Origin of the sequence: Bradyrhizobium sp. (assembly GCF_047605465.1) — a bacterium.
GTDB lineage: Bacteria > Pseudomonadota > Alphaproteobacteria > Rhizobiales > Xanthobacteraceae > Bradyrhizobium.
In genome coordinates, this window is the sequence record NZ_JASGFS010000003.1 from 70,014 (window position 1) to 88,638 (window position 18,625).

At 64.4% G+C, this 18,625-nt stretch carries 18 protein-coding genes; 11 read left to right on the forward strand and 7 right to left on the reverse strand.

Annotated features, from left to right (window positions below):
- Positions 1 to 22: 22 nt before the first annotated feature.
- The 5 genes from QM712_RS04055 (at position 23) to QM712_RS04075 (ending at position 5,072) form a co-directional block, all read left to right on the forward strand.
- Entirely contained in the window at positions 23 to 760 is a 738-nt protein-coding gene (locus tag QM712_RS04055) for an SDR family oxidoreductase (protein ID WP_415021760.1), read from the forward strand.
- Between the two features lie 62 nt (positions 761 to 822).
- On the forward strand, positions 823 to 1,824 hold the full coding sequence (locus tag QM712_RS04060) for an NAD(P)H-dependent flavin oxidoreductase (protein WP_415021761.1): 1,002 nt from the start codon (positions 823 to 825) through the stop codon (positions 1,822 to 1,824).
- A gap of 107 nt (positions 1,825 to 1,931) precedes the next feature.
- Positions 1,932 to 2,351, forward strand: coding sequence for a hypothetical protein (locus QM712_RS04065; RefSeq protein WP_415021762.1), 420 nt, complete (start codon positions 1,932 to 1,934; stop codon positions 2,349 to 2,351).
- 190 nt (positions 2,352 to 2,541) lie between these two features.
- Positions 2,542 to 4,107 carry an alkaline phosphatase D family protein gene (locus QM712_RS04070; protein ID WP_415021763.1) on the forward strand — a complete coding sequence of 522 codons (1,566 nt, stop codon included), beginning with the start codon at positions 2,542 to 2,544 and terminating at the stop codon, positions 4,105 to 4,107.
- Between the two features lie 146 nt (positions 4,108 to 4,253).
- Positions 4,254 to 5,072, forward strand: coding sequence for an aldo/keto reductase (locus QM712_RS04075; protein ID WP_415021764.1), 819 nt, complete (start codon positions 4,254 to 4,256; stop codon positions 5,070 to 5,072).
- 69 nt (positions 5,073 to 5,141) lie between these two features.
- Here the strand turns inward: QM712_RS04075 and QM712_RS04080 are convergent, their stop codons facing one another.
- A complete protein-coding gene (locus QM712_RS04080; protein ID WP_415021765.1) occupies positions 5,142 to 5,360 on the reverse strand; it encodes a hypothetical protein in 219 nt (72 codons plus the stop codon).
- Positions 5,361 to 5,504: 144 nt separating this feature from the next.
- Positions 5,505 to 5,957: a hypothetical protein gene (locus QM712_RS04085; protein ID WP_415021766.1), complete on the reverse strand. Its 453-nt coding sequence runs from the start codon at positions 5,955 to 5,957 to the stop codon at positions 5,505 to 5,507.
- Between the two features lie 150 nt (positions 5,958 to 6,107).
- Between QM712_RS04085 and QM712_RS04090 the strand changes: the two genes are divergently transcribed.
- Complete coding sequence (locus QM712_RS04090; protein ID WP_415021767.1) at positions 6,108 to 6,380, forward strand: helix-turn-helix domain-containing protein; 273 nt, start codon at positions 6,108 to 6,110, stop codon at positions 6,378 to 6,380.
- Between the two features lie 114 nt (positions 6,381 to 6,494).
- On the opposite strand, the gene QM712_RS04095 is transcribed toward QM712_RS04090, so the two are convergent.
- Together QM712_RS04095 and QM712_RS04100 are read right to left on the reverse strand one after the other, a co-directional pair.
- On the reverse strand, positions 6,495 to 7,730 hold the full coding sequence (locus tag QM712_RS04095; RefSeq protein WP_415021768.1) for a PLP-dependent aminotransferase family protein: 1,236 nt from the start codon (positions 7,728 to 7,730) through the stop codon (positions 6,495 to 6,497).
- A gap of 54 nt (positions 7,731 to 7,784) precedes the next feature.
- The gene (locus tag QM712_RS04100; RefSeq protein WP_415022038.1) at positions 7,785 to 8,330 is read right to left on the reverse strand and encodes a DUF3124 domain-containing protein; all 546 of its coding nucleotides are present in this window, start codon (positions 8,328 to 8,330) and stop codon (positions 7,785 to 7,787) included.
- 67 nt (positions 8,331 to 8,397) lie between these two features.
- Between QM712_RS04100 and QM712_RS04105 the strand changes: the two genes are divergently transcribed.
- The 4 genes from QM712_RS04105 to QM712_RS04120 all read left to right on the forward strand — a co-directional run bounded on the left by QM712_RS04105 (position 8,398) and on the right by QM712_RS04120 (position 13,828).
- On the forward strand, positions 8,398 to 10,128 hold the full coding sequence (locus tag QM712_RS04105) for a cation:proton antiporter (protein WP_415021769.1): 1,731 nt from the start codon (positions 8,398 to 8,400) through the stop codon (positions 10,126 to 10,128).
- A gap of 165 nt (positions 10,129 to 10,293) precedes the next feature.
- Complete coding sequence (gene ribB / locus QM712_RS04110; RefSeq protein WP_415021770.1) at positions 10,294 to 11,370, forward strand: 3,4-dihydroxy-2-butanone-4-phosphate synthase; 1,077 nt, start codon at positions 10,294 to 10,296, stop codon at positions 11,368 to 11,370.
- A gap of 134 nt (positions 11,371 to 11,504) precedes the next feature.
- The gene (locus tag QM712_RS04115; RefSeq protein WP_415021771.1) at positions 11,505 to 12,719 is read left to right on the forward strand and encodes an acyl-CoA dehydrogenase; all 1,215 of its coding nucleotides are present in this window, start codon (positions 11,505 to 11,507) and stop codon (positions 12,717 to 12,719) included.
- Between the two features lie 185 nt (positions 12,720 to 12,904).
- Positions 12,905 to 13,828 carry an MBL fold metallo-hydrolase gene (locus tag QM712_RS04120; RefSeq protein WP_415021772.1) on the forward strand — a complete coding sequence of 308 codons (924 nt, stop codon included), beginning with the start codon at positions 12,905 to 12,907 and terminating at the stop codon, positions 13,826 to 13,828.
- A 49-nt stretch (positions 13,829 to 13,877) separates the two neighbouring features.
- Here the strand turns inward: QM712_RS04120 and QM712_RS04125 are convergent, their stop codons facing one another.
- Both QM712_RS04125 and QM712_RS04130 read right to left on the reverse strand, forming a co-directional pair.
- Positions 13,878 to 14,732: a DUF1499 domain-containing protein gene (locus tag QM712_RS04125; RefSeq protein WP_415021773.1), complete on the reverse strand. Its 855-nt coding sequence runs from the start codon at positions 14,730 to 14,732 to the stop codon at positions 13,878 to 13,880.
- A 202-nt stretch (positions 14,733 to 14,934) separates the two neighbouring features.
- Positions 14,935 to 16,563: a fatty-acid--CoA ligase gene (locus QM712_RS04130; RefSeq protein WP_415021774.1), complete on the reverse strand. Its 1,629-nt coding sequence runs from the start codon at positions 16,561 to 16,563 to the stop codon at positions 14,935 to 14,937.
- Positions 16,564 to 16,628: 65 nt separating this feature from the next.
- On the opposite strand from QM712_RS04130, the gene QM712_RS04135 reads away from it, so the two are divergent.
- Positions 16,629 to 17,714 (forward strand): extensin family protein, encoded by a 1,086-nt coding sequence (locus QM712_RS04135; protein WP_415021775.1) that lies wholly within the window; start codon positions 16,629 to 16,631, stop codon positions 17,712 to 17,714.
- A gap of 38 nt (positions 17,715 to 17,752) precedes the next feature.
- On the opposite strand, the gene QM712_RS04140 is transcribed toward QM712_RS04135, so the two are convergent.
- Entirely contained in the window at positions 17,753 to 18,439 is a 687-nt protein-coding gene (locus QM712_RS04140; RefSeq protein WP_415021776.1) for a L,D-transpeptidase, read from the reverse strand.
- Positions 18,440 to 18,625 lie beyond the last annotated feature (186 nt).

Sequence of the window (18,625 nt, forward strand, 5' to 3'; positions counted from 1 at the left end):
CGGCTTACGGGAGGAGGCGACCTTGTCCAAGCGAAACGCCACAGCAGCCGTCATCGGAGCCGGGGATTTCATCGGTTCGGAGATCGCGAAGAAATTTGCCGCCGAAGGTTTCACGGTCTTTGCCGGCCGACGCAACGGCGACAAGCTGGCCCCGCTGGTGAAGGAGATAGAGGCCGCCGGCGGCGAGATCCACGCGCGCTCGCTCGATGCACGAAAGGAGGAGGAGGTCATCTCCTTCCTCAACGACGCCGACAAGCGCGCTCCGCTCGATGTCTGCATCTTCAACGTCGGCGCCAACGTCAATTTCCCCATCCTCGATACGACGGAGCGGGTGTTCCGGAAGGTGTGGGAGATGGCCTGCTATTCCGGCTTCCTCGCGGGCCGGGAAGCCGCACGGCTGATGCTGCCGCATGGCGGGGGCAATATCTTCTTCACCGGTGCCACCGCCTCCCTGCGGGGTGGCAGCGGCTTCGCGGCCTTCGCCAGCGCCAAATTCGGCCTCCGTGCCGTTGCTCAGGCGATGGCGCGGGAGCTCGGTCCCAAGAACGTTCATGTCGCGCATCTCATCATCGATTCCGGTGTCGACACCGAGTGGGTCCGGCAGCGCCGGCTGGAAGCGCTGGGCCCGAATGCGCTCGACAATCCAGACCTCCTGATGCCGCCATCGTCGGTTGCCGACGCCTATTGGCAGCTCTACCAGCAGCCGAAGAGCGCCTGGACCTTCGAGATGGAGATCCGGCCGTTCGGAGAGAAATGGTGACCCCGGCGCAAAAGTCCGGCTAGACTGATCGAAACACCAAGCAAACTCCGGGAGGCCCTTACGTGAAGACCGCGATCACCGAACTGTTCGGCATCGAGCACCCCATCATCCAGGGTGGCATGCATTTCGTCGGCTTTGCCGAACTGGCTGCCGCCGTTTCCAACGCCGGCGGGCTCGGCATCATCACCGGTCTCACGCAGAAAACGCCGGAATTGCTTGCGAAGGAAATCGCGCGCTGCCGGGACATGACCGACAAGCCATTCGGCGTGAACCTCACCTTCCTGCCGACCTTTTCCGCGCCGCCCTATCCGGAGTACATCGCCGCGATCGTCGAAGGGGGCATCAAGGCCGTGGAGACGGCGGGCCGCAGCCCCGAACAATACATGCCCGCGCTGAAGGCGGCCGGCATCAAGGTCATCCACAAATGCACCTCGGTTCGCCACTCCCTCAAGGCCGAGCGGATCGGTTGCGATGCCGTCAGCGTCGACGGTTTCGAGTGCGGCGGCCATCCCGGCGAAGATGACATTCCCAACATGATCCTGCTGCCGCGCGCGGCCGAGGAGTTGAAGATTCCGTTCGTCGCGTCCGGCGGCATGGCCGACGGACGCAGCCTGGTCGCGGCGCTGTCGCTCGGCGCGGCCGGCATGAACATGGGCACACGCTTCATCGCCACCAAGGAAGCGCCGGTGCACCAGAATGTGAAGAACGCGCTGGTCGCCGCGACCGAACTCGACACGCGCCTGATCATGCGGAGCCTGCGCAACACCGAGCGGGTGCTGAAGAATGCCAATGTCGACCGTCTGCTCGAGATCGAGCGCGAGAAGGGTGACAAGCTCAAGATCGACGACATCCACGATCAGGTCGCGGGCGTCTATCCCAGGATCATGCTGGACGGGCAGATGGACGCCGGCGCGTGGAGTTGCGGCATGGTCGCCGGCCTCATCCACGACGTCCCCTCCTGCAAGGAACTCGTCGACAGGATCATGGCCGAGGCGGAACAGATCATCCGCAGCCGTCTGATGGGGCTCCTGGAGGGGACGGGAGCGCCACGCAAGGTCGCCTGACACCGTCAAAGTTCTTAACCACGGCGGCAATTGGCTGCTGGAATTACGCGTGACGCCTCCTAAATAGGGGTAAATTACCTCTCAATTAAACATTTCAGGAGGCGTCCGTGGTCCTGAAAGGCGTTCCATTGGCTGTTGCCGTTGCCCTCGTGCTCGCATGGGGCAACGTCGCGCGCGCCGACGACTACAAGCCCGACGACTATCTCGGTCTCGATCTTTCCAAGGCGGTCCTGTCCCCGAAGCGGCTTGGACCCGAAACACAATTCGCGCCGGTGGCGCTGGAGGCGAAGGGCGGCAACGAAGCGCAGGCTCGTGCCGAACCGATGGACGTGCCGAAGAAGGTCGCGGCCGAACGCGTCCATGCGACCGAACCGAAGGTCGCGGAGACGAAGCGTGCCCAATCTCGTGGTGGCGCGCGCACGAAGCTTGCGCATCGCCGCGGCAATCCATTGGACGCGCAGGCGCAGGACACCCGTATCCAGACCTGGCCTTGCCGCACTGGCGGTATCTGCAACTGGCGACACTAGGGCCCGGCGGGGCCATCGCACCTCCCGCCATTTGCGGGGCATGGCAGCTCCCCCCATCGTTGTTGCGCCGGTGCTGTTCAAGGCCGTCATCCCTGCGTCGTAAAATCGTAGGCGCAGAGTCAAAAAACCGTAAGCCGGGAGTCAAGGAGCGCAGGCACTTTCCGTCGCGATTCGACGGAAGGTTTCCTGAATGGCATCGCTCCGCGCGCAGCGCGCATGGACCCGGCGGCAGTTCCTGGTCCGCTCTGCCTCGAGCCTCGCCATCGCCTCGCTCGCAAAGCCCTCCATCAGCCGCGCCGCGGATCGTCCGCAGATCGCAGCCGGCATTCAGTCCGGTGACGTCTCGGGTGACTCCGCCGTGATCTGGGCGCGCGCCGACAGGCCCGCGCGAATGCGGGTCGAGTGCTCGACCGTCGAGAGTTTCGGGACGATCGTCGCATCAGCCTCGAACGATGCGTTGCCGGACACCGATTTCACTTCGAAACTGCTGTTGCACGACCTTCCGCCCGGGCAGGACATTTTCTATCGCGTGCGCTTTGACGACATCGCGACCGGCATCGCCGGCGAGAGCCGCATCGGCCATTTCCGTACGGCGCCGGCGGCGGGCCGGTCGATCTCGTTCGTCTGGTCCGGCGATACGGCGGGGCAGGGCTGGGGGATCGACACCGCACGTGGCGGGTATCGCAGCTACCGCACCATGCTCGACAACAACCCGGACTTCTTCATCCACTCGGGCGATCACATCTATGCCGATTGCACCATCCCGTCCGAACAGAAGCTTCCCAACGGCGAGACGTGGCGCAACATCGTGACGGAGGAGAAGTCCGCGGTCGCGCACACGCTGGCGCAGTTTCGCGGCAACTACAAATACAACCATCTCGACGACAATTTCCGCGCCTTCCATGCGCAGGTGCCGATGTTCGCACAATGGGACGATCACGAAGTCACTGACGACTGGTCGCCCACCGGCAGCTATGACGACGCCGGTTATGAGGACGACGGCACGCCGCGCCTGGTCGCTCGCGCCCGCCGTGCTTTCTTCGATTTCATGCCGATCCGCGATCTCGGCGCAACGCAGGGGCGGGTCTATCGCAAGATCGCCTACGGCCCGCTGCTCGACGTCTTCATGATCGACATGCGCAGCTATCGCGACGACAGCTGGAACAAGGGCAGCGACCATCGCGGATGGATCCTGGGCGCTGAGCAACTCGCCTGGCTGAAGCGTCAGCTCTCAGCGTCGCGCGCCACGTGGAAGGTGATCGCGGCCGATTTGCCGATCGGCCTGATCAGCCTCGATGCTGTCGCGCTTGGCGACGGGCCGCCGGACCGGCGGGAGCACGAGATCGCCGATCTGCTGGCGTCCATCAAGCGGGCCGGGGTGCGCAACATTGTCTGGCTCACCGCAGACATGCACTACACGGCCGCGCACCATTACGATCCGAACAGGGCGCAGTTCCAGGGCTTCGAGCCGTTCTGGGAGTTCGTCTCCGGCCCGTTGCATGCCGGCACCTGGGGCCCCGGCCAGCTCGACAACACCTTCGGTCCGGTTGCGATGTACCAGTACGGTTGCAGCGAGGCCCAAGGCGAGAACCTGGCGCCCTGTTTCGGCCTGCAGTTTTTCGGACGTGTCGACATCGATGGCCGCACGGGTGTCATGACCGTGACCTTGAAAGATGTCGACAACCGCGATCTCTGGTCGGTCGACATCGTGCCGCAGCCTCAGGCGGGGACGACCGAGGTCGCGCGGCGTTCGTGAGGCGGCTATCCCGATCTTGATTGGCCCGCGGCGCGGTCCGCGCTATAGTAGCTGCTCCCGCCACGTCTTCTCCATCCTCGAAGAGTTCGCCCACGCGGCAAACGTCGTGCGCATCTGGCGGGCCGAAATACGTCAGGAGCTGGTTCATGGACAATTTGAAGACACAGGGCATCAGCATGCCCAAGCTTGGCCTCGGCACCTTCCGTCTGCAGGGCGATGCCTGCCGGTCGGCAGTCGAAAGCGCGCTGTCGCTCGGCTATCGACACATCGATACCGCCGAGATGTATGCCAACGAGGAGCCGATCGGTGCGGCGCTCGCCGCCGCAGGCGTGCCGCGAAGCGAATTGCATGTGACGACCAAGGTCTGGCACGAGAACCTGGCGCCGGACGCGATCCGCCGCGCCTTCGATACCAGCCTGAACAAACTCAAGCTCGACCATGTCGACCTTTATCTCGTGCATTGGCCGTCGCCGGCTGCGAACTGGGGCGCGGTGTTCGAGACGTTGATGGGGTTGAAGGAGGACGGGCGCACGCGCGCGATTGGCGTCGCCAATTTCACCACCTCGCTGCTGAAGACCGTGGTCGAGGACATCAAGGCGCCGATCGCCTGCAACCAGATCGAATATCACGCGATGCTCGATCAATCGAAGGTACTGGCCTATCTCACGGCCAAGTCGATCCCGCTGGTCGCCTATTGTCCGCTGGCGCAGGGGCGCATCGCGTCGGATCCCGTGCTCGCCGAGATTGGAGCAAAGCATAACGCCACGGCGGCCCAGGTGGCGCTGAAATGGCTGCTCGACCAGAATGGCGTTGCCGCAATTCCTAAGGCGTCGCGGCGCGAGAGCCAGCAGGCCAATCTGGATGCACTGAAAATCACGTTCGACGACGCCGATCGCAAGAAGATCGCGGCGCTGCCGAAGGACAGGCGCTGCGTCAATCCCGCCTTTGCGCCGGCGTGGGACTAGGCTCGACGAGCCCTTCAAGGACGCAAAGAAATGGCCCCTCTCGGGGCCATTTCCCTGTTGCGTTGCGCATTAGTCCCAGTGGTGGTGACCGTGCCTGATCACGACGACCCGGTCGTGATGGTGCCAGCCGCGATGCCAGCCGTGATCGCGATGCTCGCGGAATTCGGCGCGGGCGCCGTACGGGCCGTGATGGTCGTGCCTGACCACCACCGTCTCCGCACTGGCCAGCGTCGGCGCCGCAACCGCGAGCGCACCGAGAGCGGCGACCACATAACCAAGCTTCTTCATGATGTCCTCCTCCAATCGAATGCAAATTTAAACAGCGCATTCGTGCGAACGTTCCGGAGGAACCGCGGGAGAATTCTGAATGGATGTTCAGATCAGCAAGGCATGTCGCGCGTCAGGTGACGTCACCACCGCGGATTGATTGCGCTAGTCGCAGCGGTGCTGCGCCGGTGTCGGCGCTCCGGTCTGGACGTACTTGCCGTCCTTGATCGTGTGTTCGCCGCGCTCGCTGCGATTGTAGATCGCGCGCAGGCCACCATCCTTCTGCAACAGCAGTCCGAATTCGCGTGTCTGATGCAGCGATGGGAAGAACACCATCAGATTGAGCAGCCCGTCCGGATCCACCGTGGCGGACACGACTTCGTTCTCGTCCCTCGCGTCACCGAAATCGCGACTGTACATCGCGCGACCGTCCGCCCTGATCTCGTAGGTCAGCACCGCGCCCTTGTCGCGGTCGGGCGGTCGCCGGCAATCGACAGCCCATGAGCCGAGCAGGCCCCATTGTTCGATCGTCGTTCCGGGGGACTCGGCGCTTGCCGTGGAAATCAGCGCGGCCCAAAGCAGCGCGGCCGTGGTCCAGCGGCTCAAACAACGCATCATATTCGGAGAAGTCCCACCTCGATCGAGGCTGAAGTCTACCATCTCCATTCTGCCCGTCCACCGACGCGCGCCAATTTGATCCGCGTCAATGAAGACGGCGTCGTCGGTCCGCTAGGATGGGGCTTCCGGAGGGTGATCGTGGATAGATCGATGCTGAACGAAGTGATGGATTTCGCGGGCGAGGTCATGCCGGGGGCATGTCCTGCGCCGCCTTACTCCGAGACCGCGTTCCTGGCCGAACTGGGTGAGCGGCTTCGGTCTTCGCGCACTGGCTGCGCGCTGTCGCGCCGGGAGCTCGCCCGCAGGTCGGGGATTTCGGAGCGCTACATCGCCCAGATCGAGGCGGGGAAGGGCAACGTCTCGATCGTGCTTCTGCTGCGGCTGGCTTCCGCAATTCACGGCAGCCGGCCTCAGGCCGCCTGACGTATCGAGGTCGCCGCCATGGACGGCTTGTCGTCTCTTGCCTGATGCTGTCGGAGCGGCCCAGGTCGGCCAGTGGCCAAGTCAACGTGGGGTTTCACGTCGACGCCCAGGGCGTCAGCCCCGCGCCTTATCCACGTTGGCACTGCGGGCAGGTACGCCGAATTCCCTGCGGCAGACGTCCGCCAGCACGGCGACGCCCTCGCGGATCTGCTGGTGCGACGGGCTGGCAAAGCATAGCCGCAGCCGCGAGCTGGAATGGTTCTTGTTGGTCGACCATTCCGGTCCTGGATTGATCGAGACCCCGGCAGCGAGGGCGGCCTGATAGAGCTTCAGCGTATCGACCTGGTCGGGGAGCTTCACCCAGAGGAAGATGCCGCCCTTGGGCTCCTCGAACTCGGCAGCCGTCCCGAACTGCTCGTTCAGGGCCTCCATCAGCGTGTCGAGCTTGGTACGCAGGGCCTTCGTCAGCGCCGGCACGTGGGTCGCGAAATGTGGCCGACAATAAGCGGCGAGGGTCATCTGCTCCAGCGCGCCGGAGCCGGCGTCGGTCTTCAGGGACAGCATGCGCGACATCACATCCCAGGGCGCGACGATGAAGCCGACGCGCAGCGCCGGTGCGATCGATTTCGAGAACGACCCGATATGGATGACGCCGCCGTTCGGGCTCATCGCATGAATGGCGGGTGGCCGCTCGCCCGACCATATGAGGTCGGCATAGCAATCGTCCTCGAAGATCGGCACGCCGTACTCGGCCGACAGCCGCAGCAGCTCGGTGCGGCGGCTCTCCGGCATGATGCTGCCGGTGGGGTTCTGCACGGTGGGGATGGTGTAGATGTATTTCGGCCGGATGCCACGGCTCTTGAGATCGGCCAGCGTCGTGGCCAGCACGTCCATGCGCATCCCGTCCGCGTCGAGGGGGATGCCGATCACCTCGCCCCCGAGCCGCGTCAGGCGGTTCAGTGAGCCCTGGTAGGTCTCCTGCTCGACGATCACGGTATCGCCGCGTGTCAGAAGCGTGTTGTTGACGAGATCCAGCGCCTGGAGCGAGCCGGAGACGATCAGGAGGTCGTCGACGGTGCAGTTGATGCCGGCGTCGCGCTTGAGCTTGGTGACCAGGAATTCGCGCAGGGGCAGATGGCCTTGCGGGCCATGGGCCAGCCCGTAGGTCGCGAGCGTCCGTCCCTCGCGCTCCAGGGCCTGGTTGGTCGCCTTGATCAAGTTGTCGAGCGGCAACTGCTCCGAGTCGTTGTTTCCGCCGACGAAGCTGTATTTGGCAAGGCCCGTCCAGCGCGCAGAGGGGGCCGGCAGCCCTGCAGGAAACAGGGGCGCGAAATCGAAGCTGGACGTCATGGAGCGTTCCTCGTTTTGTTCTTGTTGAGCCAGCAGGCGCAGCACCCGCCAGCCTTACTTCCTGCCGGCCGTTCGGGTCGGGCGGCCCTGGCTGATGAAAGCGTAATGCGCATTGGCGACGCCGCCAACCATCAAGGCTTCGACGGCCGGCTCGGCGATTTCGCCCGTGGCAGCCCAGTCGACGATGAAATTGGCTCCGGTGCCGCCGCGCACGTCGTCGGTCGGGATGACGATCGAGACGCTGGCGAGAGGTTTTAGCGCGATCGGCGCCCTCAGATAGCTCTCAACCTGCTTGCCTGCGGTGTCGAAATAGGCGATTCGTTTGACGACCAGCGGCTGTGTTTCCGAGGCGTTGTGCACGCTCAGCGTCACCGCGAAGTCGACGCGGAGCTTGCCCTGGCTCATCGCGACGCTGGAATAGGCGGGCACGTAGAACCCGCCGGAGACGCCGAGTTCCTCTTTTGGCAGTGCGGTGAGCGAATCGGCGAAAATCTGCTCGATATTTGGCTTGTCGATATTCACCTTGGGCTGCGCGGCCGCAGGGATCGCGGACGTCAGCGGACCCAGCGCGATTGCTATCAATCCGAGCACGAATTGCATGTGACGAATTGCTCGCTTGCCGCGCTGCACTCCGTCTCTAGGGTGCGGCAAAACGGACCAGTTTGGTATGCACGAACTCATTCGCGACATCACTCTCTGCATTCTTTTTGCCTGGATGCTGGGCTTGTTGGCCCATTTCTCCCGGCAACCCTTGATCCTGGCCTACCTTATCGCCGGCTTCTGCATAGGTCCATTCGGCGCCGGCTGGGTCAAGTCGCAGGAATCGATCAGCGTCATTTCCGAACTCGGCCTGATTTTCATGTTGTTCATGATCGGGCTGGAGATCGACCTGAAGAAGATCGTGCGGGCGGGAAAGGTGATCCTGTTTGCGGCTGGTGGCCAGCTTCTCGGCGGCTGTCTGCTCGGAGTCCTGTTCTTCGCGGGCCTCGGCCTGTCGCTGGGTGGTGGGCATTTCGATGCGCTCTATCTCTGCGTCGCCTGCGCTCTCTCCAGCACCGTCATCATCGTCAAGGTGCTCTACGAGAAGCGCGAGCTCGATACGCTGCCCGGCCGCATCACGCTCGGCGTGCTGGTGCTCCAGGACATCTTCGCCATCCTGTTCCTGGCCGTGCAGCCGAGCCTCGCCAACCTGCAGATCAGCGTCATCCTGCTCTCGATCGGCCGCGTCGCGGTGCTGGTCGCCGCTGCGCTCCTGGTCAGCCGCTACGTGCTCCCGCGGCTGTTCCACCAGATCGCCCGCCGCCCCGAATTGATCCTGCTCGGCGCGCTGGCCTGGTGCTTCCTGGTCGCTGAGACCGCCGAGCAGCTCTCGCTGTCGCGCGAAATGGGGGCCCTGATCGCCGGTGTTTCGCTCTCGACCTTCCCCTATGCCCTCGACGTGACGGCCAAGGTCACGACGCTCCGCGACTTCTTCATCACGCTGTTTTTCGTCGCGCTCGGCATGATCATTCCCGTGCCCGGCCTTTCCGTGATCGGGCTGGCCCTGATGATCGCGGCCTTCACCGTCGTGAGCCGTGTCCTCACCACCTTCACGCCGCTCTATCTGATGAAGCAGGGCCTGCGCGCGAGCCTGTTGCCGGCCATCAACCTGGCGCAGATATCCGAGTTCTCGCTCGTGGTGATCCAGACCGGGGTGGCTGACAATCACATCGCGCCCGAGACCGCGAATGCCGCCTCCTTCGCCTTCGTGGTGCTGGCGGTGGTCTCGACCTTCGTGATGACGCGCAGCGACGAGATCACGCGCTGGGCGATCGGTCCATTGAAGCGGATCGGCCTTCGCGACCTCGACGATACCCAGGCGCACGCAGAGGACGGGCACGAGGGCGGCCATGGCGAGGCCCGCCGTATCGTCATCCTCGGCTTTTTCCGTGCGGCGAGCGCGCTGCTGGCGGAGATCGAGCGGCAAAACCCGCTGCTGCTGGAGCAGATCACGGTGGTCGATTTCAATCCGAATGTGTACCAGACCCTGCTTTCGCGCGGCCTGCACGTGATCTACGGCGACATCAGCAACGTCGACACATTGCTTCATGCGGGGGTCGGCAAGTCCGAGATGGTGATCCTCAGCGTCCCGGACTCGCTTCTCAAGGGCGCCACCAACGAAAAGCTGGTCCGCCATGTCCGCGCGCTCAACCCGGACGCCCTGATCGTGGCCACCGCCGACCTCCTGTCCGACGTCGGCGAGCTCTATGAGGCCGGCGCCAGCTATGTCACGGTCACCCGGGTCAGCGATGCCCATGAGCTGTTCACGGTGATCGAGGCGGCCCAGGCGGGTCTTCTGGAGGACAAGCGCGCGGAGCTCGACGTGAGACTGAACGAGCGGCGCGAAGTGCTGCCCTGAGGTGTTTTCTCCTACGGAGACGCGCTTCCAGAGCCGGTATCTTCGGTGCAAGCCTGAGACGGCGACCGGCAGCCCTGCCTCCCGGCATATGTGGCTGCATCCAGGACACTAGCGCGGGGCCCCGAGTCCGGCTAAGCCTCCGGCCCACAACCGAGAGATTGGGACATGCCCGATACCGTTCAGGAAGTTTTGCAGGCCTTTGCCCGTGGTGAGCTCGTCGTCGTGACCGATGACGACGACCGCGAGGGCGAGGGCGATCTCATCGTCGCCGCCTCGCTCTGCACCGCCGAGAAGATGGCGTTCATCATTCGCCATACCTCCGGCATCGTCTGTGCGCCGATCACCACCGAGGACGCGCGCCGGCTGCGGCTCGACCCGATGGTCGCCCACAACGATTCCGCCCACACCACCGCCTTCACGGTCTCGATCGACTACAAGCCCGACGGCGGCACCGGCATTTCGGCGGACGAACGGGCCTCCTGCTGCCGCGCGCTGGCCAATCCCAATGTCGGGGCCAACGACTTTGCCCGGCCGGGCCACATCTTTCCGCTGATCGCCAAGGATGGCGGCGTGTTGCTGCGCTCCGGCCACACCGAGGCCGCCGTCGACCTCTGCAGGCTGTCCGGGCTTCCACCGGTCGGCGTGATCAGCGAGTTGATGAACGACGACGGCAGCGTGATGAAGGGCGAGCAGGTCGCGCGCTTTGCCGCCCAGCACAAGCTCAAGCATGTCACGATCGCCGACATGATCTCCTACCGCCAGGCGCGGGAGAAGCTGATCGAGCGGGTCTCGACCTTCGTCACCGAGAGCCCGATCGGTCCGCTCCAGGGCTATGCCTATCGCTCGCCGTTCGACTCCATCGCCCACGTCGCCTTCGTCTACAACGGTGTCGGTGACGGCAAGAACGTGCTGACACGCTTCCACAAGCCGAACATCGTCAAGGATACCTTCACCGGCCACAAGCGCATGGCGGCGGTGCTCGAGCATTTCAAGAAATCCGGTCGTGGCGTGCTGGTTTATCTGCGCGACGGCGCGGCCGGCGTGCCCGTGGCGCCGCTGGCGGACGAGTCGGCGACAGAGGCCGACCGTAACCGCCAGTGGCGAGAGGTCGGTGTCGGCGCGCAGATCCTGCGCGATCTCGGCGTCACCTCGATCCGAAACCTCACGTCGTCGGTACACGACTACAAGGGTCTGTCCGGTTTCGGCATCGAGATCGTCGCGAACGAGCAGCTCGACGCCTGACATGCATCGCCGTTCCGGGACGTGCTATTGCGCGCCCCGGAATGACCGAAGCCAGGATGCAATTGCACTTGTTGCCGTAGCGCATTAATTTGTCGGGCAATTCTTAGACGGAACCAGACGCGAAAGGACGTTTCATGAGCGTGCGCCCTCAGGTCAAGGACAAGCCGGCCGCGGCCTCTTTCCAGTGGGACGATCCGTTCCTGCTCGACGAACAGCTCACCGAAGACGAACGCATGGTGCGCGATACCGCCCGTGCCTACGCCCAGGACAAGCTGTTGCCGCGCGTTGCAAAAGCCTATCTCGAAGAGAAGACCGATCGCGAGATCTTCAACGAGATGGGCGAGCTCGGCCTGATCGGCATCACGTTGCCTGAGGAGTATGGCTGCGCCAATGCGAGCTACGTCGCCTACGGGCTCGTCGCGCGCGAGATCGAGCGGGTGGATTCGGGCTATCGCTCGATGAACTCGGTGCAGTCCTCGCTGGTGATGTATCCGATCTACGCCTATGGCGACGAGAACCAGCGCAAGAAGTACCTGCCGAAGCTCGCCAGCGGCGAGTGGGTCGGCTGTTTCGGCCTGACCGAACCCGACGCCGGCTCCGATCCCGCCGGCATGAAGACGCGGGCCGAGAAGGTATCGGATGGCTATCGCCTGACCGGCAGCAAGATGTGGATCTCGAATGCGCCGATCGCCGATGTCTTCGTGGTCTGGGCCAAATCGGCCGAACACGACAACCAGATTCGCGGCTTCGTGCTGGAGAAGGGCATGAAGGGCCTCTCGGCCCCGAAGATCGGCGGCAAGCTCTCGCTTCGCGCTTCCATCACCGGCGAGGTCGTGATGGACGGCGTCGTGGTTCCCGAAAGCGCGCTGCTCCCCAACGTCTCCGGGCTCAAGGGTCCGTTCGGCTGTCTCAACCGTGCCCGTTATGGCATCTCCTGGGGCGCGCTCGGCGCTGCCGAGGATTGCATGCACCGCGCCCGCCAGTACACGCTCGACCGCAAGCAGTTCGGCAAGCCGCTGGCCGCGACCCAGCTCGTGCAGAAGAAGCTGGCCGACATGGAGACCGAGATCGCGCTGGGCCTGCAGGCCTCGCTGCGCGTCGGTCGTCTGATGGACGAGGGCAAGTTCGCCCCGGAGATGATCTCGATCGTCAAGCGCAACAATTGCGGCAAGGCTCTCGACATCGCCCGCCAGGCGCGCGACATGCACGGCGGCAACGGCATCTCGATCGAGTATCACGTGATGCGCCACGTCCATAACCTCGAGACGGTCAACACCTACGAGGGCACCCACGACGTCCACGCCCTGATCCTGGGACGCGCGATCACCGGCATCCAGGCGTTCTTCTAGGCGCCAGTGGATTTCGTGCCGGAAGCCTTGCTCCGCTGTCATCGTCCGCCTTGTGCGCGATCGCGCACCGGGACGGACGATCCAGCATCCCGGAGCGCTGGCTTGGCTTCAGGCGCCGCGGCGTACTGGATACTCCGCCTGCGCGGGGTATGACGACGAAGAGTGACGGTACGTAAGGAAATGCCATGTCCGACAACGACGACGTCCCGTTCAACCGCAACTTTCCGCTAAAGCCTGGTGTCGTCGAGGAGGTGCGCCCCGGCGTGCGGCGCGTGCTCTGCAACAACCCGAGCCCGTTCACTTTCTCTGGCACGGTCAGCTACATCGTCGGCAAGGGCAACGTCGCGATCATCGACCCCGGTCCGGACGATGAGGCCCATGCGGCCGCGCTGCTCGATGCCGTGCGCGGCGAGACGGTGACCCATATTCTCGTCACCCACACGCACCGCGACCACTCGCCGAACACGCCGCGGATCAAGCGGGCGACCGGGGCGCCGGTCTATGCAGAAGGCCCACATCGCGCCTCGCGGCCGCGCTTCGAGAGCGAGAAGCACAATCCGGAATCTGGCGCCGATCGCGATTTCGCGCCCGACGTCAGGGTCGCGCATGGCGACGTCATCGAAGGCGCCGGCTGGCGTCTGGAGGCCGTGGCGACGCCAGGTCATACCGCCAACCACCTCGCTTTCGTCTGGCCGGAGCGAAAGTTCAATTTCGTCGGCGATCACGTGATGGGCTGGTCGACCTCGATCGTCGCGCCGCCCGATGGTTCGATGATCGACTACATGGAGTCGCTCGACCGGCTCGCCGCGCGCGAGGAGGATCTCTATTTTTCGGGCCATGGCCCCGAGATTCCCGACGGTCCGCGCTTCGTGCGCTTCCTGATCCGTCACCGCAGGGCTCGGGAAGCATCGATCCTGCATCGCCTGGCCAAGGGTGAGGCCGACATCCCGACCATGGTGCGTGCGATCTATATCGGCATCGATCCGAGGCTGACCACGGCCGCCGGCTATTCCGTGCTGGCGCATCTGGAGGACCTCGTCGCCCGCGGCGTGGTGGCGACCGACGGCGACCCCGTCATCACGGGCGTGTACCGCATGGCGAACGGCTAGCCTTCGCGTGTCGCTCCGGTCGCTCTGAAGCGCGTCGGCGAGACTGCGGCTACTTCTTCACCGTCTTTGCCGGCGTCTTGGGCGGCGCGACCGGCGTCTTCTTCACCGGTTTCAGCGCATCGGCATCCGCGGCGGTGTTGAGATCGTCGATGAACTTGGTGACGCGCGCGGCGTTGCTGCCGAGGTCGCTCTCGAAATAGCGCGAGGCGGAGCGGATATCGACGCGGGAATCGTCGCCGTCGGGCACGACCCGGATCGAGACGTCCTCGCGGAATCCCATGATCGGCGTCCGAGCCACCGCCTCGATGCGTCCGATGCGGCGCGGCGGCTGCGGCGCACGCTCGTCGATCACGAGCCATTTGCGCTTGGTGACGATCTGCAGCGCGATCGCATAGGCGCGTTCGGCGGTGATCTCGAGTTCGATCGGCTCGATGTCCGGGTAGAACTGGCGCTGCTGCTCGGCCGAATAGAGACCGGCATAGACGGCCGGATTGGCACCGTCACCGGTGCGCAGGCGCGCCAGCGCGTCGAAGCGGGGCGGATCGATGGGATCGGTGGTGATGTCGTGGATCGCCGGCAGCTTGCGGTATTGCAGGCCGAGATAGGCGGGATAGGCCAGGATCAGCGCGGCGATCAGGAACGCGACCAGGATGCGCGCCATGCCGCGCGAGCCGTTCTGCCAGATCGCGGCAAAGCCGGCGAGGCCGAACAGGATCGAGAGCGCGGCGATCGCGAGGCCGCCGAAGAAGGTCGCGAGCGCCGGCTTGATCTCCAGAAAGCCGAAGCGAACGATGATGATCGACACCACGACCGCCACCACCGCGAACACGGCCAGATTGCGTGCCCAGGTCGCGAGGCTGGACACGGGCTCCGACTGGTAGGGAGCGGAAAACCTGCGGGCCATCGGGAGCTCTGTCGTGGTTTGGAAGCGACGCCGGCCGATTTGGTCCGACTGCCCCGTTGAGACCACGGCCCGGCGGCAAATTCAAGGGAGACGGGCCGTGCCATTGCCCGCCACTCCGGGGCGCGCGAGGCGCGAACCCGGAATGACGAGATCTGGGGGCTGGTCCTTGGACCATCCCGAAACCTGCGGCGCGCCCGGCCTGTTATGCCGCCGCGTTCGGGAAGCGATAATCCTTGAACTGGTCGCGCAGCGCCGTCTTCAGGATCTTGCCGGTAGCCGTGTGCGGGATGCCGTCGACGAAGGCGACGTCGTCAGGCATCCACCATTTGGCGATCTTGCCATCCATGTATTTCAGGATGTCCTCGCGGCTCGCCTGCTGGCCCTGCTTGAGTTGCACGATCAGAAGCGGCCGCTCGTCCCATTTGGGGTGGAACACTCCGATCACCGCCGCCTCCGCCACGGCAGGGTGGCCGACCGCGAGGTTTTCGAGGTCGATCGAGGAGATCCACTCGCCGCCGGACTTGATCACGTCCTTGGAGCGGTCCGTGATCCGCATGTAGCCGTCCTCGTCGATGGTCGAGACGTCGCCGGTGTCGAAGAAGCCGTCCTCGTCGAGGATGTTCGCATCCACGCGGTAGTAGGCCTTGGCAACGGCGGGACCGGAGACCTTCAGGCGGCCGAAGGTCTTGCCGTCCCAGGGCAGCTCCTTGCCGGCATCGTCGGTGATCTTCATCTGCACGGCGAAGGGCGCGTAGCCTTGCATCTGCAGCACGTCGAGCCGCGCATCGCCGGTCGCATTCTGGAACGGCGGCTTCAGCGCCGCGACGCTGCCGATCGGGCTCATCTCGGTCATGCCCCAGGCGTGGCGCACGTTCGAGCCCATGTCGAGGAACGCCTTGATCATCGAGCGCGGCATCGCCGAGCCGCCGCAGATCACCATCTTCAGGTCGGGCAGTTTCAGGTTGTTGGCGGCCATGTGCTGGAGCAGCATCAGCCAGACCGTGGGCACGCCCGCGGTGTGCGTCACCTTCTCGGTCGAGAGCAGCTCGTAGACCGATGCGCCGTCGAGCTTGGCGCCCGGCATGACCAACTTGGTGCCCTGCGAGGGGGCCGAGAAGGCGATGCCCCAGCTATTGGCATGGAACAGCGGGACCACCGGCAGCATTGTCTCCGACGCGCTGGTGCCGAGCGCGTCGACATTGTTGGCCATCAGCGCGTGCAGCACGTTGGAGCGATGCGAATACAGCACACCCTTCGGATCGCCCGTGGTGCCCGACGTGTAGCACATCGCGGCCGCGGTGTTCTCGTCGAAGTTCTTCCACTTGAACTTGCCGTCGGCCTCGGCGATCCAGTCCTCGTAGGCGACCGCGTTCTTCAGCGTGGTCTGCGGCATGTGCGCCTTGTCGGTGAGCACGATGTAGCGTTCCACGCTCGTCAGCTTGTCGGCGATCTTTTCCAGCACCGGAACGAAGGTGATGTCGGTCATCACGATGCGATCCTGCGCATGGTTGACGATCCAGGCGATCTGCTCGGGGAAAAGGCGAGGATTGACGGTATGGCAGATGGCGCCGATGCCCATGATGCCGTACCAGACCTCGAGGTGGCGCCAGGTGTTCCAGGCGATCGTGGCGACGCGGTCGCCGAACTTGATGCCGTCGCGCTCCAGCACCTGCGAGACCTTGAGCGCGCGCTTGTGGATTTCGGCGTAGTTGGTGCGGTGGATCGGCCCCTCGATCGACCTCGTGACCACCTCCTGCTTGCCATGAATCTTGGCGGCGTGTTCGATGATCCGGTGGCAGAGCAGGGGCCAGTCTTGCATCAAACCAAGCATTCAGACGTTCCTCCGAAAAGTCGCTGGGCGCGTTGTCGCTCTCAGCGCAGGGCCAAAGAATTGTCATGAGTTTTAGCCTGCCGGACTTTCGCCGCAAATGGTCTTGTCGCGGCAATATGTCCGCCTGGGCGGCAACGGTTACTGTTGCGCTCGGCCTGTCGCTGATGCCCGCTGAGCGGGCCGAGGCGAAAAAAAATTCTTCACCCTTCGATATTTTCGGCATTGGAACGCCTAGGCCGCGCACAACCGTTCATTCGGCCAGGATTCCCCTGCCGAAACCGCGCCCGGAGGAGGCGCCCAGGGGACCCGAGGAGCCTGTCCCGGAGGCCTCCGGCAAGCCTTCCGATAAGCCTTCCTCCGACAAGCCCGGCACCGACAGGCCGTCGGAGGCCGCCCCGCCGCCCGAGAAACAGGCCTCGGCCTGCCGCCTTGCGCTGACCGACGACATCGCGATCGCGCCCTCGATCCCGGATATCCGGGGGCCCGGCGCCTGCGGCGGCGAGGATCTGGTGCGGCTGGAGGCCATCGTGCTGCCGGACCAGAGGAAGGTCTCGGTCAAGCCGGCGGCGACGCTCCGCTGCACCATGGCGTCCGCCATCGCCGATTGGGTGCGCAAGGACATGGTGCCGCTGGCTGCGAGCCTCGGCACGACCATCACCGATCTCGATAATTTCGACAGCTTCGAATGCCGTGGCCGCAACCGCGTGGCCGGAGCGACCTTGTCCGAGCATGGAAAGGCCAATGCGCTCGACGTCCGCGCGATCAAGCTCGCCAACGGCCAGTCGATCGGGCTGACCGACCGCTCCATGTCCCGCGATGTGCGCGAGCGCGTGCTGCATTCGGTCTGCTCGCGCTTCACCACCGTTCTTGGCCCAGGCTCGGACTGGTATCATGAGGACCACATCCATCTCGACCTGGCGCAGCGCCGCAACGACTACCGGATCTGCCAATGGAACGTCTGGGATCCCTTGCCTCACGTCGCTCCGCTGCTGCCGCTCGAACGGCCCGAGGAGGCGCCGCCACGGGAAGTCGCGGCCAAGCCGGATGCCAAGGATGAGGCCGAGGATCAGGAGGCTGCGAAGCCGACCGCTGCGCCCGACAAGCCCGCTTCTTCAGGCAAGGACAAGGCGGCAACAAAAAAGCGCCGGTGAAACCGGCGCTTTTGCAGATCCGTGGGTTCTGAAGGCGATCAGTAATTGCCCGCCTGGCCCGTTCCGCCGCCCTGGAGCGCAAGGCGCGAATTGTAGGGCGAGTCGCCGTGCTTCGGTTCGAGCACGACGACGATCGTGCCGACCTTGACGCGGTTGTACAGGTCGATCGCGTCCTCGTTGGTCAAGCGAATGCAGCCCGACGAGATCGAGGCGCCGATATATTCCGGCTGGTTGGTGCCGTGGATGCGGAACAGCGTGTCCTTGCCGCCGGAGTAGAGATACATCGCGCGGGAGCCCATCGGATTGTCCGGACCCGGAGCAACGTAGGTCGGCACGCCCAGGCGCGAAATCTCGCCGGGGGTCGGATGCCACGCCGGCCACTCCGTCATGCTGCCGACCTTGGCAATGCCGGACCAGGCCATGGCTTCTTCGCCGACGGTAATACCGTAGCGGATCGCCTTGCCGCCATCGAGAACGTAGTAGAGGTAGTGATTGTCGGAATCGACGAGGATCGAACCCGGCGTCTCCTTGCGGTGATACTCGACGATGGCGCGGCGGAACGGCTCCGCGACCGGGGTGTTCTCGTACCGAACCTTGGCAAGGAGCTCCTTGTCCTTCGGCTTGAAGGCCTTGGCGTCGGTCGCCTCAAAATGAGTGGCCTGCATGCAGCCCGACAGCATCAGGCCCGCGGCCAAAACACCCAGCATAACTTTCAACGACGACATGATTTGGTTCCAATCGAAATCAACAAGCATCCGTGGGGCTTGAGCCGGACCCAAAGTCCACGACTCCGTTGATCTTCATTATCGTTGAAATCTGCCACAATTCCAGCGTTTCGGACCTTTTCCCGCGCTGCAAGACCGCAGCTGTGGCTTTTTTGCCGCAAGTTTTGCGACTTCGGGCTGGTTTTT

Bases quoted from the DNA above. Each gene is read 5' to 3' on its own strand.
- QM712_RS04115 (WP_415021771.1), top strand. From the start codon at position 11,505: ATGAGCGTGCGCCCTCAGGTCAAGGACAAGCCGGCCGCGGCCTCTTTC.
- QM712_RS04075 (WP_415021764.1), top strand. From the start codon at position 4,254: ATGGACAATTTGAAGACACAGGGCATCAGCATGCCCAAGCTTGGCCTC.
- QM712_RS04085 (WP_415021766.1), bottom strand. From the start codon at position 5,957: ATGATGCGTTGTTTGAGCCGCTGGACCACGGCCGCGCTGCTTTGGGCC.
- QM712_RS04135 (WP_415021775.1), top strand. From the start codon at position 16,629: ATGAGTTTTAGCCTGCCGGACTTTCGCCGCAAATGGTCTTGTCGCGGC.
- QM712_RS04100 (WP_415022038.1), bottom strand. From the start codon at position 8,330: ATGCAATTCGTGCTCGGATTGATAGCAATCGCGCTGGGTCCGCTGACG.
- QM712_RS04130 (WP_415021774.1), bottom strand. From the start codon at position 16,563: ATGCTTGGTTTGATGCAAGACTGGCCCCTGCTCTGCCACCGGATCATC.
- QM712_RS04090 (WP_415021767.1), top strand. From the start codon at position 6,108: ATGCTGAACGAAGTGATGGATTTCGCGGGCGAGGTCATGCCGGGGGCA.
- QM712_RS04125 (WP_415021773.1), bottom strand. From the start codon at position 14,732: ATGGCCCGCAGGTTTTCCGCTCCCTACCAGTCGGAGCCCGTGTCCAGC.
- QM712_RS04095 (WP_415021768.1), bottom strand. From the start codon at position 7,730: ATGACGTCCAGCTTCGATTTCGCGCCCCTGTTTCCTGCAGGGCTGCCG.
- QM712_RS04140 (WP_415021776.1), bottom strand. From the start codon at position 18,439: ATGTCGTCGTTGAAAGTTATGCTGGGTGTTTTGGCCGCGGGCCTGATG.
- QM712_RS04120 (WP_415021772.1), top strand. From the start codon at position 12,905: ATGTCCGACAACGACGACGTCCCGTTCAACCGCAACTTTCCGCTAAAG.
- QM712_RS04070 (WP_415021763.1), top strand. From the start codon at position 2,542: ATGGCATCGCTCCGCGCGCAGCGCGCATGGACCCGGCGGCAGTTCCTG.
- QM712_RS04080 (WP_415021765.1), bottom strand. From the start codon at position 5,360: ATGAAGAAGCTTGGTTATGTGGTCGCCGCTCTCGGTGCGCTCGCGGTT.
- QM712_RS04105 (WP_415021769.1), top strand. From the start codon at position 8,398: ATGCACGAACTCATTCGCGACATCACTCTCTGCATTCTTTTTGCCTGG.
- ribB (WP_415021770.1), top strand. From the start codon at position 10,294: ATGCCCGATACCGTTCAGGAAGTTTTGCAGGCCTTTGCCCGTGGTGAG.